This window comes from Brasilonema sp. UFV-L1, assembly GCF_012912105.1.
Lineage (GTDB): Bacteria > Cyanobacteriota > Cyanobacteriia > Cyanobacteriales > Nostocaceae > Brasilonema.
The window spans coordinates 26,009-40,364 of the sequence record NZ_QMEA01000045.1 but is presented as its reverse complement, the minus strand read 5'-3'; the positions used below and the strand labels follow the sequence as shown (position 1 = coordinate 40,364).

11 protein-coding genes are annotated in these 14,356 nt (G+C 41.7%); 9 read left to right on the top strand and 2 right to left on the bottom strand.

Annotated elements, in window-relative coordinates; genetic code table 11:
• Positions 1-138 precede the first annotated feature (138 nt).
• Both larE and DP117_RS14825 read left to right on the top strand, forming a co-directional pair.
• Entirely contained in the window at positions 139-966 is an 828-nt protein-coding gene (gene larE, locus DP117_RS14830; RefSeq protein WP_169219065.1) for an ATP-dependent sacrificial sulfur transferase LarE, read from the top strand.
• A 404-nt stretch (positions 967-1,370) separates the two neighbouring features.
• A complete protein-coding gene (locus DP117_RS14825; RefSeq protein ID WP_169219064.1) occupies positions 1,371-4,136 on the top strand; it encodes a filamentous hemagglutinin N-terminal domain-containing protein in 2,766 nt (921 codons plus the stop codon).
• Positions 4,137-4,326: 190 nt separating this feature from the next.
• On the opposite strand, the gene DP117_RS14820 is transcribed toward DP117_RS14825, so the two are convergent.
• Positions 4,327-5,475: a CapA family protein gene (locus tag DP117_RS14820; RefSeq protein ID WP_169219063.1), complete on the bottom strand. Its 1,149-nt coding sequence runs from the start codon at positions 5,473-5,475 to the stop codon at positions 4,327-4,329.
• Between the two features lie 988 nt (positions 5,476-6,463).
• Here DP117_RS14820 and DP117_RS14815 point away from each other — a divergent pair.
• The 3 genes from DP117_RS14815 to DP117_RS14805 all read left to right on the top strand — a co-directional run bounded on the left by DP117_RS14815 (position 6,464) and on the right by DP117_RS14805 (position 10,083).
• Positions 6,464-7,288 (top strand): protein-glutamate O-methyltransferase CheR, encoded by an 825-nt coding sequence (locus DP117_RS14815; RefSeq protein ID WP_169219062.1) that lies wholly within the window; start codon positions 6,464-6,466, stop codon positions 7,286-7,288.
• Between the two features lie 69 nt (positions 7,289-7,357).
• Positions 7,358-7,945: a chemotaxis protein CheB gene (locus DP117_RS14810; protein ID WP_169219061.1), complete on the top strand. Its 588-nt coding sequence runs from the start codon at positions 7,358-7,360 to the stop codon at positions 7,943-7,945.
• Between the two features lie 164 nt (positions 7,946-8,109).
• Positions 8,110-10,083, top strand: a complete 1,974-nt coding sequence (locus tag DP117_RS14805; RefSeq protein ID WP_169219060.1) for an ATP-binding protein — start codon at positions 8,110-8,112, stop codon at positions 10,081-10,083.
• Here DP117_RS14805 and ald read toward each other — a convergent pair.
• The gene (gene ald, locus DP117_RS14800; protein WP_169219059.1) at positions 10,041-11,132 is read right to left on the bottom strand and encodes an alanine dehydrogenase; all 1,092 of its coding nucleotides are present in this window, start codon (positions 11,130-11,132) and stop codon (positions 10,041-10,043) included. The two genes, DP117_RS14805 and ald, sit on opposite strands and share 43 nt — an antisense overlap.
• A gap of 336 nt (positions 11,133-11,468) precedes the next feature.
• Here ald and DP117_RS14795 point away from each other — a divergent pair, with 336 nt between their 5' ends.
• From DP117_RS14795 to DP117_RS14780, 4 genes are all read left to right on the top strand, one after another.
• The gene (locus DP117_RS14795; protein WP_169219104.1) at positions 11,469-11,639 is read left to right on the top strand and encodes a chlorophyll a/b-binding protein; all 171 of its coding nucleotides are present in this window, start codon (positions 11,469-11,471) and stop codon (positions 11,637-11,639) included.
• Positions 11,640-11,935: 296 nt separating this feature from the next.
• The gene (locus DP117_RS14790) at positions 11,936-12,232 is read left to right on the top strand and encodes a hypothetical protein (protein ID WP_169219058.1); all 297 of its coding nucleotides are present in this window, start codon (positions 11,936-11,938) and stop codon (positions 12,230-12,232) included.
• Positions 12,233-12,517: 285 nt separating this feature from the next.
• Positions 12,518-13,525, top strand: coding sequence for a WD40 repeat domain-containing protein (locus tag DP117_RS14785; protein WP_169219103.1), 1,008 nt, complete (start codon positions 12,518-12,520; stop codon positions 13,523-13,525).
• A 10-nt stretch (positions 13,526-13,535) separates the two neighbouring features.
• Positions 13,536-14,117: a 2'-5' RNA ligase family protein gene (locus tag DP117_RS14780; protein ID WP_169219057.1), complete on the top strand. Its 582-nt coding sequence runs from the start codon at positions 13,536-13,538 to the stop codon at positions 14,115-14,117.
• Positions 14,118-14,356: the final 239 nt, after the last annotated feature.

Genomic DNA, 14,356 nt, shown 5'->3' with positions numbered 1-14,356 from the left:
AGAATAGAGGCGTCAGTCGTCAGGAGTCAGAATTCTGTCTTCTGACTTCTTCTCATCTGTATCTTTTTTCCTCATTCCTTGATTGCCCTCCTAAAATAGAATTCATGAGCTGCGATACCATTTGGGCAAGATTGGAAAATGATGCGAAAAGAAAAACTTGAGCAATTAAAAGCATTATTTTTAGAAATGGAGCAGGCTTTGATAGCCTACTCTGGTGGAGTGGATAGCACAATGGTCGCGAAGGTAGCTTATGATGTTTTAGGCGATCGCGCTTTAGCTGTCACGGCTATGTCTCCCTCGCTGTTACCAGAAGAGTTAGAAGAGGCCTCTATTCAAGCAGCGACAATTGGGATTCCTCATCAAATTATTTCCACACACGAGATGGAAAATCCCAATTACACCTCTAACCCTGTCAACCGCTGTTATTTTTGCAAAAGTGAACTGCACGACACCCTCAAACCCTTAGCTATTGAATTGGGTTATCCGTATGTGGTGGATGGAGTCAACGCCGATGACTTACATGATTATCGCCCAGGAATTCAGGCTGCAAAAGAAAGAGGTGCGCGATCGCCTTTAGCAGAAATCGGTATTACCAAAGCAGAAGTTCGCCAAATTTCCAAAGAACTCGGTTTACCTTGGTGGGATAAACCGGCGCAACCTTGTTTGAGTTCACGCTTTCCTTACGGTGAAGAAATTACCGTAGCTAAGTTACAACGAGTCGGTAGGGCAGAAATTTATTTACGCAAGTTAGGTTACCAAAATTTGCGAGTGCGTTCTGAAGGAGAGACAGCACGAATTGAATTACCACCAGAACAAATTAAAGAGTTTGTTTTTAAAAACGATTTGCAATCAATTGTTTCTGCTTTTCAGGAGTTTGGTTTTATTTACGTAACATTAGATTTAGAAGGTTATCGGAGTGGAAAGTTAAATCAAGTTTTGAATCGAGAAATTTTGAGCGTTAAATGATAATTATTGCAGCATTCTCTAATTAAATCTCGTCCGCCCAGAACTCAAGTTCACAGGCCTTTAGCATAAGTATACTTAAGTAGACTGAAAACAAAATTTGGGAAGAATTTAGTCCTCTTGAGAGGACTTTTGCTATTAGCCTGGGGTTTCTAACCCTAGGCGATCGCGTGAAAGCCCGCTAATTATATAAATTAGTGAACTTTGATTTCTTAAGAAAGCATTTTCAATTAGAATCCTTACAAACAAACATTTTAAATTTTAAATTTATGAAACATGATTGGCGATCGCCTAGCGGCTGCAAAGCAGCATCGCGCCAGGTAAGGCTCCCAAGAGGAGCATCGCGAAGCGGGCGCAAAACGCATTCGCTATTTTTATTCACCTTACCCCTATGTATTATGGGAAGTTTGACTTTTGTAAATACAGTCAAAGCCCAAGAAGTAACTTCTGATGGAACTGTGTCTACCACCGTTACCAGCCCTGATGGAAAAAATTTCAACATCAATGACGGGACAACAAGAGGAGGAAATCTTTTTCACAGCTTCAAAGAATTTTCAGTTCCCACTGGTGGTTCGGCAACTTTCAACAATGCAGCCAATATACAAAATATTATCAGCCGGGTGACGGGTGGTTCGATTTCTAATATTGATGGTTTGATTAAAGCCAATGGTGGAGCTAATTTATTTTTACTCAATCCGGCAGGAATTATTTTTGGACCAAATGCCAGTTTGAATATTGGTGGTTCATTTTTGGGAAGCACGGCGAACAGCTTCGTGTTTGATAATGGGTTTGAGTTTAGCGCTACTAATCCACAAGCACCACCACTGTTGACTATAAATATTCCGATTGGGTTGGGGTTTCGGGATAATCCAGAAACGATTCAGGTACAGGGATCTCAATTAGAAGTAGGAGTAGGTCAAAATCTAACCCTATCAGCAGGCGATATAGATATACAGGGTAAACTGCAAGCAGCGAGTGGTGCTGTTATTATTGATGCTCGTAATAATCTAACCATCAATGGCGCAGTGGATGTCTCCGCAAAATTCTTTGTTGATCCAAATGGTCAACTTGTTATCAATAGCAATGGTGGAGACGTTCGTTTGACGGCTGGCGGCGATATCATTACTCAACCAGGTACTACCATCGAATCAGTTGGTTTATTGGGTGGTAATATTACTCTCAACAGTAGTGGTAATCTAGCCATCAACAATAGCATTATTGATAGTGTTTCTTTCGGTAATGCTCCTGGAAATCAGGTTGGAGGTAATATTGAACTTTCCGCTCAATCAATTGCTCTTACCGATTTTGCTCGAATAATTAACTTGACAACTGGCTCAGCTAATAGTGGAAATATTAATGTTAATGCTAATGATACTATTAGAATAGTCAGTACCAATATCTCTAATATATCTCAACCAAGTAACCAGTTAGTCAGAAATCTTCTGGAAAGCTCGCCAAGGTTATCTGAAAACTTGTCTGGAACCGGGTTAGGAATCGTTACAACTGGAACTGGTAATGCTGGTGATATCAATATAAAAACCAGAAACTTGATTATCCGTAATGATAGTGATCTTTTGACTGGATTCCAAACTTTCAAACTTCCCCAGGAGACTCTAGGCGGTGATATCACAGTTAATGCCGATGAATCAATAGAAATTGTAGGCAATAGCCCTGGATCATTTACTCCTGAGTTAACTGAATCAGCAGTTGATATTCTTAAGAAGACTAAAACGGGAATAACAACATCAAATATTAACGGTGGTGTACCTGGAAACATAAATATTAATACTGGACGATTAATAATCCGAAATGGAGCAGCAATAATATCAGGAGATGAAGCTAGCTCTTCTGAACCAAAATTTAATGGAGGAACAGTAACAGTCAATGCGACTGATTTGGTGGAATTGCGAGGACAAGCAGGTTTAGGGACTGGTACTTTCGGCAAACGTAATGCTGGGGATTTAATTATCAATGTACCAACAGGCAAAATCTCCTTGTACGATGGAGCGTTTATTACTGCTGATACTGTTGGTTCTGGCGATGCTGGAAAATTAACTATTAAGGCAAACGAGCTTTTCGTGAACAATGGTTCGCGCATCGGTGCATCAACTGGTGCTGAAGGTTCAGGAGGAACTGTAGAAATCACAGCCAAGTCAGTAGAGTTGGTCGGTACTTCAGCTGATGGTAGAATTCCTAGTGGAATATTTACTTCTACGACTTCAAGCTCAAGCGGTAATGGAGGAGACTTAAGCGTAACAACTGAACAGTTAACTATTCGAGATGGAGCGCAAATAACAGCCAGTAGTCTTGGAAGAGGCTATGCTGGCAACATCGTCAATATCACTGCTCGTAACTTGAGACTAGACAAAGGCTCAATTACTACTACTAGCCTTTCCGGTAATGGAGGCAATATCGAAAACCTCCAAGTGCAAGACTTATTGCTGTTGCGTAACCAGAGTCTGATATCTACAACAGCTGGTACACCAAAGAGTGGTGGTGGCGATGGTGGTAAAATCACTATCAATGCCAAAGATGGCTTCGTAGTCGCCTTTCCTAGTGAAAATAGTGATATTACTGCCAATGCTTTCAACGGTAGCGGTGGGAAAATCACAATTAAAACTCAAGGTCTGTTTGGAATCACCCCACTCAGTCGGCAAGAACTTGAGCAACGTCTGAATACCACAGATTTTACTGTACTAGACCCAAGAAATTTACCGACCAGTGACATCACCGCTATTTCCCAAAATAATCCAAACTTGAGTGGTACTGTCAACATTAACACCCCAGATGTTGACCCCAGCCAAGGGTTATTTGAATTCCCAGAAACTGTCACCGATCCCGCACAGCAGATTGCCCAAAATCCCTGTCTACGAGCAGGTGGAGAATTTATCATCACTGGACGTGGCGGATTTCCACCTGATCCAAAGGAAGTCCTCAGTGGTGATAACGTACGTGTGGATTTAGTCAAGCCTGTCGCCAGTACAGTCAGTTCCAAAAGTACAAAAACTCATCATCAGCCATCTACCAGTTCAACTGACAAACCCATAGTACCAGCAAGAGGGTGGATATTCAATGAAAAAGGTCAGGTGGTGCTGGTCGCTTATGATCCTACCAAGACTGGTCCACAACGGGAACAGCCAACACCTGCTAGTACTTGTGCTGCCATGAGATAGTCATAAGTGCGAATCCAACGTAGGGTAGGCACTCTGCCCATCTTGCCTCGTTCCCAGTCTCTGGCTGGGAATACCTATTAGGAGGCAGAGCCTCCCTTACAAAGCGGCTCTGCCGCTTTGCATGCATTTCCAGGCAGAACCTGGAAACGAGATTTTTACGAGATTTTAACAATTACGAATTATTTTGACTTTACTCTTTCTCTGCGACTACAATTTCACCCTTTTTATTAATCTTCATTGAGTTATTGGGAAAATCTTTATTATTCAAATAACGCAACAGTTTCACTGTCCTAAAATGCTGGTCAATATGAGGAATTCCTTGAGCATTGAGGTGTACAGGGATAACTTTCCCGAACACAAAATCGCCTTGTGAGTTAAGTTTCACTTCTAAAATCATTGAGTAGCCAGTTTCACCGGCTGTCGATAAAGTTCGGTATCCTAAAAAGTTTCCCAAAGAATAAGCAATAAGTTTCCCATTATATCTTTCAATAGCTCTTGGAACGTGAGGACCATGTCCGAGTACTAAATCTGCACCTGCATCAATCATTGTTCGAGCAAACTGGATAGAATTTCCTCGGTTTTCTCCATAAAAAAACTCAGTTTTATTCTGAACGCGCAGTGCGTCAGTTCCTTCAGAACCTGCATGCATTGAGACAATTACAACGCTTGCTTGTTTCTTAGCTTTTTGTACTAGTGCTTTGGCTGTTTTTAAATCGTGAATAGAATTATAAAATTTATAAGGAGCAAACCCAATCATTCCTACAAGAACATTATTCACTTCTAATAAGAGAATTTGATTTTTATGACCTAATGTTTTGATACCAACACCCTTAAGATTCTTAACTGTGTCTTGGAAACCCACTGAACCAAAGTCTAAAGCATGGTTATTTGCTATATTCATCACATCAAACCCAACATCAGCAAAAAGCTGAGCATAGCTTGGTGGTGAGCGAAAGGCAAAAATTTGTCCTTTACTGATATCCTTGGAGCTATAGGGGTGGTTTGTTAAACTACTCTCAAAGTTACCAAACAAAAGATCGGCTCTTTGTAAATGTTTTCTCACTGAGTTTGGTAGAAGCAGATTGCGATCGCGTGGAAGTCTGTAGTCAGGGTAATTTGTGCCAGGAATAATATCTCCAACAGCTTGAATGGTGATAGTGTCACTAGATGTATACTCAGGTATCGAGAAAGGAATTGGTTCTGTATCGGTAGATGGTGTAGAGGCATTTGTTGGTTGCGATTGTCCAAAGCGAATGAATAATCCTATACCAATACCAAAGCAAAAACTGAAAATTAGAAAACTCAATGGGAGTAATTTATTGAGTTTTGGATTTATCATACTTGCGTTCCTCATATTATGGTGCAAGTATATCCCAGAAGTTTTAATTATCAATGTATAGTGGACATTATTTGTAAGCTAAACTTTAAAGAATTTGTAAAAAAATATCTCTCGAAATAAGAAAGTTCACATAACGGTATTCTGTCGATAGAACAAATACTTACGTATCGACAGTATTACAAAAACTATGAATCCATTTATCTTGCATAATTTCAGTAAAAATCTGTGGGAATTTATTATCAGGAATTCCTGCGCCAAAAACAGGTGATGAAGAAGGCAGAAGGGAAACTACATAAATATAAATTCAGGGATTTCAAGCTTCGACGCCTTTTTTCTTCACTCTAGAGGGCTGGTACAGTAATCCCAAAAACCTTGTTTCTTTAAGGTGGCTTAACGAAAAATCAGTCTTTTCGATCACACAAACCTGGTTTTTTACCTCTATGGGTGACTAATGTACCGGTACTTTAGGAGTCTGGTAAAAATCTTTTTTCCTTTTCAATACCATAAGTTGAGCCTTAGGGCACACGCAAGAAACGCTGCGAACAATTCATCAAAGGTTCACTCTAAGAGCTATATTGAATACAAATAAGAACAAGTATAATTCCACCCGCAAACCATACCTCATTAACAAGGTAGGAACAGGGAAGTCAGTGCGGTGCGGTGAAATAAGTGCGAATCACGGTGAGACCAGTGCTGCGGGAGGGTTTCCCTCCGCAGGCATCTGGCGTTAGCGCAGCGTGACCGAAGGTCATACCCGAAGGGCTTTCTCACGCCCGGTGCAACGGGTTCGTCACTCCGCCCTTGCTGGTTAAGCGACAGTCAAAGCAAGTGCCGTAAGCCCAAAGTACATGCCACAGGCATACGCGCAAACGTCCAAAGGACATACCCGTAAGGGCTTTCCCATTGGGCGGTTTCGGTTTCCTCCGCTCTTGCAATCTAGTGTAAAGAGGTTGAGCTTATTGGGCAACTGCCATGATGAGATAGATATATGCTTAGAGAGCAGCTTGAAGATATTGAAATTCAATTGTTATTAGAAGGCATACATCGTTACTACGGGTTTGATTTCAGAAATTATGCCTTAGCTTCACTGAAACGGCGAATTTGGAACATCATCCGAGCCGAAAATTTAACCAGTATTTCTGGACTGCAGGAAAAAGTTCTCCATAACCCCGAATGTATGGAGAGATTTTTATGTAGCCTTTCGGTTAATGTTACTACTATGTTTCGTGACCCCAACTTTTTTTTGACATTTCGGAAAAAAGTAGTGCCGTTATTACGAACTTATCCATTTATTCGCATTTGGCATGCTGGATGTTCTACTGGTGAAGAAGTTTACTCTATGGCAATTTTACTGCAGGAAGAGGGACTTTATCACCGTTGCCGACTGTATGCTACTGACCTGAATGAGATGGTTTTAAGACAAGCTAAAACGGGAATTTATCCATTGGACTTGATGCAAGACTATACTCAAAATTATTTACAATCAGGTGGAAGAAAATCTTTTTCAGAATATTACACAGCAGCTTATGACCATGCTATTTTTGCTTCAAATCTTAAAGAGAATATGGTTTTTTCACAACATAATTTAGCAACTGATAATTCTTTTAATGAATTTCATATTATTTTATGTCGTAATGTTTTGATTTATTTTAATCAATCTTTACAAAATCGAGTTCATAATCTTTTTCATGAAAGTCTGGTTTCATTTGGAATTTTGGGTTTGGGACGTCAAGAAACACTGAAGTTTACTCCACATGAGCAAGACTATGAAGAATTAGAAGGTGGAGGAAAGCTTTACCGTAGAATTCGATAATAATTCATAATAAAGTCGCTCATAGTTGTCATAAACTACTAATCATTAACCCTTAGTTACTCACTACTAATGACAATTCAACTTATTGCCGTTGGTGCATCCTTAGGAGGGTTACATGCCCTTGAAGTTTTACTCGCGGGATTGCCAAGAAACTTCCCGGTACCTGTGGCAATTGTTCAACACCGTTACAAAGCTTCTGATCAGAAATTAAGAGCTGCATTGCAGCAGTACTGTGCTTTAGTTGTCACTGAACCACAAGATAAGGAAGAAATTGTGCCTGGTTACATATATTTAGCACCAGCAGATTATCATCTCATGGTAGAAGTAAAAAACGACACAGCTTCTTGTCCAAGCTTTTCCTTATCTGTTGATGCTCCTGTGACTTATGCACGGCCGTCAATCGATGTGCTATTTGAAACTGCGGCAGATACTTATGCTGAAAAATTGATTGGTGTCCTGTTGACAGGAGCAAATCATGATGGTACTCATGGGATGGCAAAAATTAAAGCACGCGGCGGCAAAACTGTGGTACAAGAACCTTCAACAGCGGCTTGTTCGACAATGCCTAAAGCGGCAATAGCAGCTGGAGTTGCAGATAAAGTTCTACTTTTAGCAGATATTGCGCCTTACTTAGTTAAAATTTGTCATCTTTTTTGAGAGTTTTTATCTCATTCTTCATATGAAAGAGCTCTGAACTAAAATTGTCAATCAGAACTAAAATTTATAACTTAAGATAGTGGGAATAAAATAAGTACACGCGTCACAGTCAATAGAAAGACGTGAAAACGTTTCGATATCTTTCTTAAAGCGTACAGATAGAAATGCCATTTGAACCAAAAGTTAACGTTCTGCTGGTAGATGATCATCCAGAAAATTTATTAGCCCTGGAGGCAATTTTAGATAGTCTGGAGCAAAATGTGGTGAGGGCTACGTCTGGTGCTGAAGCACTGCGATGTTTACTCAATCAGGACTTTGCGGTGATTCTATTAGATGTGCAGATGCCAAATATGGACGGGTTCGAGACAGCAGCCCTGATTCGCCAGCGAGAGCGATCGCGCCATACACCGATTATTTTTCTAACAGCATTTAGCACCAGTGACAACATGGTGTTTAGAGGATATTCCCTTGGGGCTGTGGACTATCTCTTTAAACCTATTCATCCAGAAATTTTGAAATCCAAGGTAGCTGCATTTGTTGATCTGTTTCAGAAAACCGTCAAGATCGAGCGGCAAGCAGCACAATTGATAGAAATGAACACCGAACTGAGAAAGCGAGAAGAGATGTTTCGTTCTTTAAGTGCTTGCTCACCTGTAGGTATTTTTCTAACAGATACATTCAGAAAATGCACTTATGTCAATCCACGATATCAAGCTATCTATGGAATGACACAGGAAGAGAGTTTAGGCGATGGTTGGACACAAGCAATTCATCCAGAAGATAGAGAGCGAGTTATTGCTGATTGGTATGCTCTGTCTGGAGAAGGAATTGAGTACAGAGGAGAGTTTCGCATTATCACTCCGACAGGAGTTGAGCGTTGGGTTCATATGTCTTCGTCACCCATGCTTTCCAATGAACGAAAAGTCATTGGTTATGTCGGCACGATAGAAGATATGACAGAGCGCAAACAAGCACAAGAAGAACATATCAAGTTCATCCGCGAACAAACAGCACGACAAGAAGCTGAAACAGCAAACCGCCTCAAGGACGAGTTTTTAGCGACTCTTTCCCATGAACTTCGTACACCTTTAACTTCTATACTAGGTTGGTCTAGACTGCTGCGCCAGCGAAATATGGATGAAAAAGCCATTACACGCGCTCTAGAAACAATTGAACGTAACGCGAGTTTGCAGGCACAACTTATAGACGATATTTTAGATGTCTCGCGAATTATGCGTGGCAAGCTGCAACTCAATCTCTGTCCGATTAACTTAATACCTGTGATTTCAACCGTTGTAGATAGCGTACGCTTGGAAGCCCAGACAAAAAATATTCAACTTGAGTACATTATTGAACACACTAACACAGAAGACGAGGGGACAAACAAACAAACCAATTCAAAATCACCGAAGATGACTGCTAGCCCAGCGTGCCCAGAGGGCATAGATTGGAGCCTCGCTGAGCGAGGAGCGATCGCTTACGGAGAAAACCACATCTCCAACTTTTCTCAAAATTCAAAATCGCGTAGCGTTGCTCGCTCAGCGAAGCAATCAGAAGTCTCTCCTCCATCCCCTTCACCTCCTCACTCTTCCACTCGCTTTTTTGTTTGTGGTGATCCAAACCGCTTACAGCAAATCACTTGGAATCTACTGAGTAATGCACTCAAGTTCACACCCCCAGACGGAAGGGTAGAAATACGATTGTCAATCAGTACTGAGTTCCCGGTTTTGAAGAGCCACTGCGTTGTACAGCCAGCGCAGGCTCCTCAATACTCAGCACTTATTCAAGTGAGCGATACGGGTAGTGGTATCAGTCCAGATTTTCTTCCTCATGTTTTTGATCGCTTTCGCCAAGCTGATGGCAGCATCACCAGAAGCCAAGGTGGGCTAGGACTAGGACTGGCAATTGTACGTCATTTGGTGGAAATGCATGGTGGAAGTGTTCGTGCCGAAAGTCCCGGAGTCGGACAGGGAGCTACTTTTAGTGTGTATCTGCCACTTATAGATACCAACACAGTACCAGAAGAAGAGGCACACAAAGAAGAAGACGAGGCAAAAACAAGCGAAGAACTCTCAGATGCTAAACTGACAACCGACTACACAACTAAGTCAGGAAATACCTCTTGCAATCCAGGATGAACTAACTTATGGTCTTGCACGTTCACACCTTTGGCTAATGCTGGGTTATTTGTCAGTGCGTTTATCCCTGAATTTGCTAATTGTAATACATAAGGTAGGGTACTGTTGTTCAATGCTTGGGTAGAAGTCCAAGGTACTGCCCCTGGCATATTAGGAACGCCATAATGTACCACACCCTCTTCAAGATAAACAGGATGAGTGTGGGATGTGGGGTGTAAAGTTTCCACGCAACCACCTTGATCAACAGCAACATCAACTATGACAGAACCAGGGCGCATTTGTTTGACTAAGTTGCGGGACACAAGGATGGGTGCTCTACGTCCTGGTATTAAAACAGCACCGATGAGTAAGTCAGCATCTTTGACTGCGGTTTCAATGTGAGCGGAGTTGCTGTAAAGCAGTTCGACTCTGGAACCAAACAAAGTTTCTAGATAAGCAAGGCGCTCAACATTAACATCTATGATTTGGACAGCCGCACCCATACCCACAGCAATTTTTGCGGCTTCTGTACCGACAACACCGCCACCGAGAATCACGACTTTACCTGCTCGAACTCCGGGTACACCCCCTAGCAAAACCCCTCTACCACCTTGCTGGCGCTCTAGGAATCTTGCCCCAAATTGTACGGATAACCGACCTGCAATAATGCTCATCGGAGTTAACAGAGGTAATTTGTTGCTACCTGATTGTTCTACAGTTTCGTAGGCGATCGCCGTCACACCACAATCAATCAGATGTTCGGTTAACTTTCGGTCAGCTGCTAAATGCAGATATGTAAATAAAATTTGCTCCTTCTGCAAAAATTTATACTCTGCAGCTAGTGGCTCTTTGACTTTAACAACCAGTTGGCGATTCCAAGCTTCCTCTGTGGTGGAAACTATTTTAGCGCCAACGCTTGTGTAGTCATCATCTGTAAATCCAGCCCCAATACCTGCTTGAGTCTCTACGAAAACCGTATGACCGTTTTCTTGTAAGACTCGAATACTAGAAGGACTTAACCCAACTCGAAACTCTTGGTCCTTTGTTTCTTTGGGAATACCAATTTCCATTTATGACCTCTTATGAATTTTTGTATGGCTTATAGTTTGTCAGTCTCATCCTTAGTCTTTTGAATCAGAAACTACGAATTCGACAAGTTGTTGTGAGCGAAAAGTTGTAACTACAAAAACAGCACTGAGCGTTGAGGCGACAATTGCTGCTGATACTACTACTGTACTTCAAACTTTTGCTCTTGACGATTGCTAAAGTACTTCTACAATAAACTAAGAATCGTAAATAATTGTAAACAGTGACAATCCTGCTAAATAGCTTATGCTGTATAGCTCAGGTGTATTGTCACTTAAATATCGACTTAAAAGTTCATTTGTCAAAAAGAGGTTTTTATGATGACACAGCCACAGCCAAGTGTAACTCCCAAGTTAGAAGAGCCGAAGTTAGGGTTTAATGAATATGCTGAGCGTTTGAATGGTAGAGCCGCAATGATTGGCTTCTTGCTCATGGTGGTAATTGAATATGTTACCAACCAAGGAGTATTATCATGGCTTGGTCTGAAGTAGGATTTTGACGAAGAAGGAGCAGAGCAAGGAAAGCGCAGCCTCCGTTCAGAACTCAGAATACCTTTTTTGGGACTGAGGGATGAGTATTAGTTTGAAGTAAGTACAAATGACCAAAAGCTCAAACCAGCTGGGTATCTCAGCTGGTTTTGACTTAATCATGCCTTTTTAGAGTCTCCTCGACTTCAGAAAAGTATAATGAAGTTGAGGGTATATCACAAAAGCGTCAATATGCGAGTGAGATATTCTCAATAAATGTAAGTATACATCAAAGGTGAACAGGAACAAAAAAGCTAGTTATGAATGCTGTATTCCCTCGTTTTTTGAAGTCAGCCTACCGTAAAGAACCACTTATCAGTGTATTGATTACGATGGGGGTGATAGATGCATTGATTGGTGGATTTGACGATAACTGGTCGTTGTTCGCTTTTGGCTTGGGAACAACAGGGATAGCGTTAGCCTACAAATGGTGGCGGATTCAGCAACGCCAACCCTTGCCTGAAGAGCCTGTCGTGCAACATTATCTGCCTTCTCGCTCGTCAAGTGCTGCTTTACCAATGCTGAGTGTTTCTAAGAAAAAGCCACCATATCATTAGATTTTGGCTCTGAAATTTGAGATGAAGAGTCTATGTAGTTGCCGGGATATACGTTTCAAAAATCGTATTATCTATTACGTATAACGTCAGTATTGTCATTTACGGGCGGGTCTTTTTCGCCCTAAAATGTGCTACAGGCGAGCTTGAGATATTTGAAATAGATATTTGAAATATATGGATAATCAGGATAAATTCCTACCCCAAATCGAGAATGCAAAACATCTTGGGGGGCGCACAAAGGCATTTCACTCTCAAATAACTAGTGCCAAAAATTTTGTGATATTTATGAGCGTAGCAGGTGCTGTTGCCCTCACTCCCTTAATCCGAATACCATCTGCTATCTCTGCTCCTGTTGAAGTTGAACTAGCACCAGTCACCCAACCGACGACGAGCGTTACGAATCCACAACTTATTTATACATTTACAGAGCATTCCGGAACTATTAAATCTCTTGTCTTCACCCCAGATAGCCGAATTCTGATCAGCGGCGGCTATGATAATGAAGGCATCATTCGCTTATGGGATACAACAACTGGCAAAAGGTTTGGGATTATCCGCAAAGCGCATAAAACTGCAGTTGAGTCTATAGTTATTTCGCCAGATGGTCAAACTCTTGCTAGTGGCAGTAATGACAACACCATTAATCTTTGGAACCTAAAAAACAACAAATTTACTCGCTCTTTTGTTGAGCATACAAGCAATGTCTTATCTTTAGCAGTGACGCCAAATGGTAAAATCCTTGTGAGCGGTGCGTCAGATGGTATTCGGATGTGGGATTTGCTACAGCAACGCCCACTTGCGACTTTGGCACGCTTTGATAATTTGATTAATACCGTGGCAATTAGCCCTGATGGTCAGACGTTGGCAAGTGGTGACAACATTGGTGTGATTAAGCTGTGGGATTTGAGTAGTGGAAAATTAATCCGTACAATCTCAAGAGCACATTCTAATACAATTACTAAAGTGGATTTTACACCAGATGGAAAAACTTTGGTCAGTGCGAGCCGCGATCGCACGATTAAACTCTGGAATCCTTCCACTGGAAGATTAGTTAGTACTTTGAGCGGACATAACAACTGGGTGAATGCGATCGCCATCAACCCAAACGGACAAACCCTCGCCAGCGCTGGCAAAGATGGAATAAAGCTATGGAATTTAACAACAGGCGAGTTAATAACAACATTTTATGGACATTCTGACTGGGTGAGCAGCATCGCTTTTAGTCCTGATGGAACAAAGCTTGCCAGTGGTGGATTTGATACAAGAGTTAATGTTTGGCTCGTAAGTCCGTAAATCACCAACCATGACTTTTTTTATAGCTTTGTTGCCACCTCAGAAAATTCAAGACTACGCTAACCAAATCAAGCAATACTTTGCTGATAAATATGCCAGTCGTCACGCACAAAAATCTCCACCGCACATCACCCTACAACCGCCCTTTGAATGGGCAGATACCGAGGTACCAAGATTAGAAAAATGTCTTGGAGATTTTGCCAGTCGTCGAGAGTCAGTCTCGATCACACTGAGTGGGTTTGCTGCCTTTGTCCCACGTGTGATATACATAAATGTCGTCAGAAGTCAACAACTGCTGACTTTGCATGCTGATTTGATGGTGCATTTAGAGAGTTACTTGGGAATTGTTGACAAAGTTGGGAAAACCCGGCCCTTTGCTCCCCACATGACAGTTGCATTTAAAGACTTAACGCGTCAGAACTTCAAAGCTGCTTGGTCTGAATTTGAAAAGCGTGAATTACACTTTGAGTTTACTGCTTCTTGCTTAACGCTGTTGCTGCACGATGGTAGGAGGTGGAACGTTACAACTGAGTTTCCTTTTTGTCTTCTACCATTTGACGTAAAGTCATCAAGTTGCATATTCTGTTATTAATAGAAATAAGATTCGGGAATATCCATTGAGGAATGACCAGAGCGATAGCTAGCCCCTTAGGGGGCCGGAGCTAACGCTTGCCTTAAGCGCAAAGCGCACGCTACGCGCTCCGGCAGATCGCTTGTTGATTGGACTTTAGGGTAACCAGAGCGTAGCGTGTGCTGCTGCCTTACTTTGCGCAAAGCGCACGCTACGCAAAGTAAGGCAGATCGCACGATCAAGATGATGCGGTTGGGGAA

Bases quoted from the DNA above. Each gene is read 5' to 3' on its own strand.
- larE (WP_169219065.1), top strand. From the start codon at position 139: ATGATGCGAAAAGAAAAACTTGAGCAATTAAAAGCATTATTTTTAGAA.
- DP117_RS14820 (WP_169219063.1), bottom strand. From the start codon at position 5,475: ATGATAAATCCAAAACTCAATAAATTACTCCCATTGAGTTTTCTAATT.
- DP117_RS14815 (WP_169219062.1), top strand. From the start codon at position 6,464: ATGCTTAGAGAGCAGCTTGAAGATATTGAAATTCAATTGTTATTAGAA.
- DP117_RS14810 (WP_169219061.1), top strand. From the start codon at position 7,358: ATGACAATTCAACTTATTGCCGTTGGTGCATCCTTAGGAGGGTTACAT.
- DP117_RS14805 (WP_169219060.1), top strand. From the start codon at position 8,110: ATGCCATTTGAACCAAAAGTTAACGTTCTGCTGGTAGATGATCATCCA.
- ald (WP_169219059.1), bottom strand. From the start codon at position 11,132: ATGGAAATTGGTATTCCCAAAGAAACAAAGGACCAAGAGTTTCGAGTT.
- DP117_RS14795 (WP_169219104.1), top strand. From the start codon at position 11,469: ATGACACAGCCACAGCCAAGTGTAACTCCCAAGTTAGAAGAGCCGAAG.
- DP117_RS14790 (WP_169219058.1), top strand. From the start codon at position 11,936: ATGAATGCTGTATTCCCTCGTTTTTTGAAGTCAGCCTACCGTAAAGAA.
- DP117_RS14785 (WP_169219103.1), top strand. From the start codon at position 12,518: ATGAGCGTAGCAGGTGCTGTTGCCCTCACTCCCTTAATCCGAATACCA.
- DP117_RS14780 (WP_169219057.1), top strand. From the start codon at position 13,536: ATGACTTTTTTTATAGCTTTGTTGCCACCTCAGAAAATTCAAGACTAC.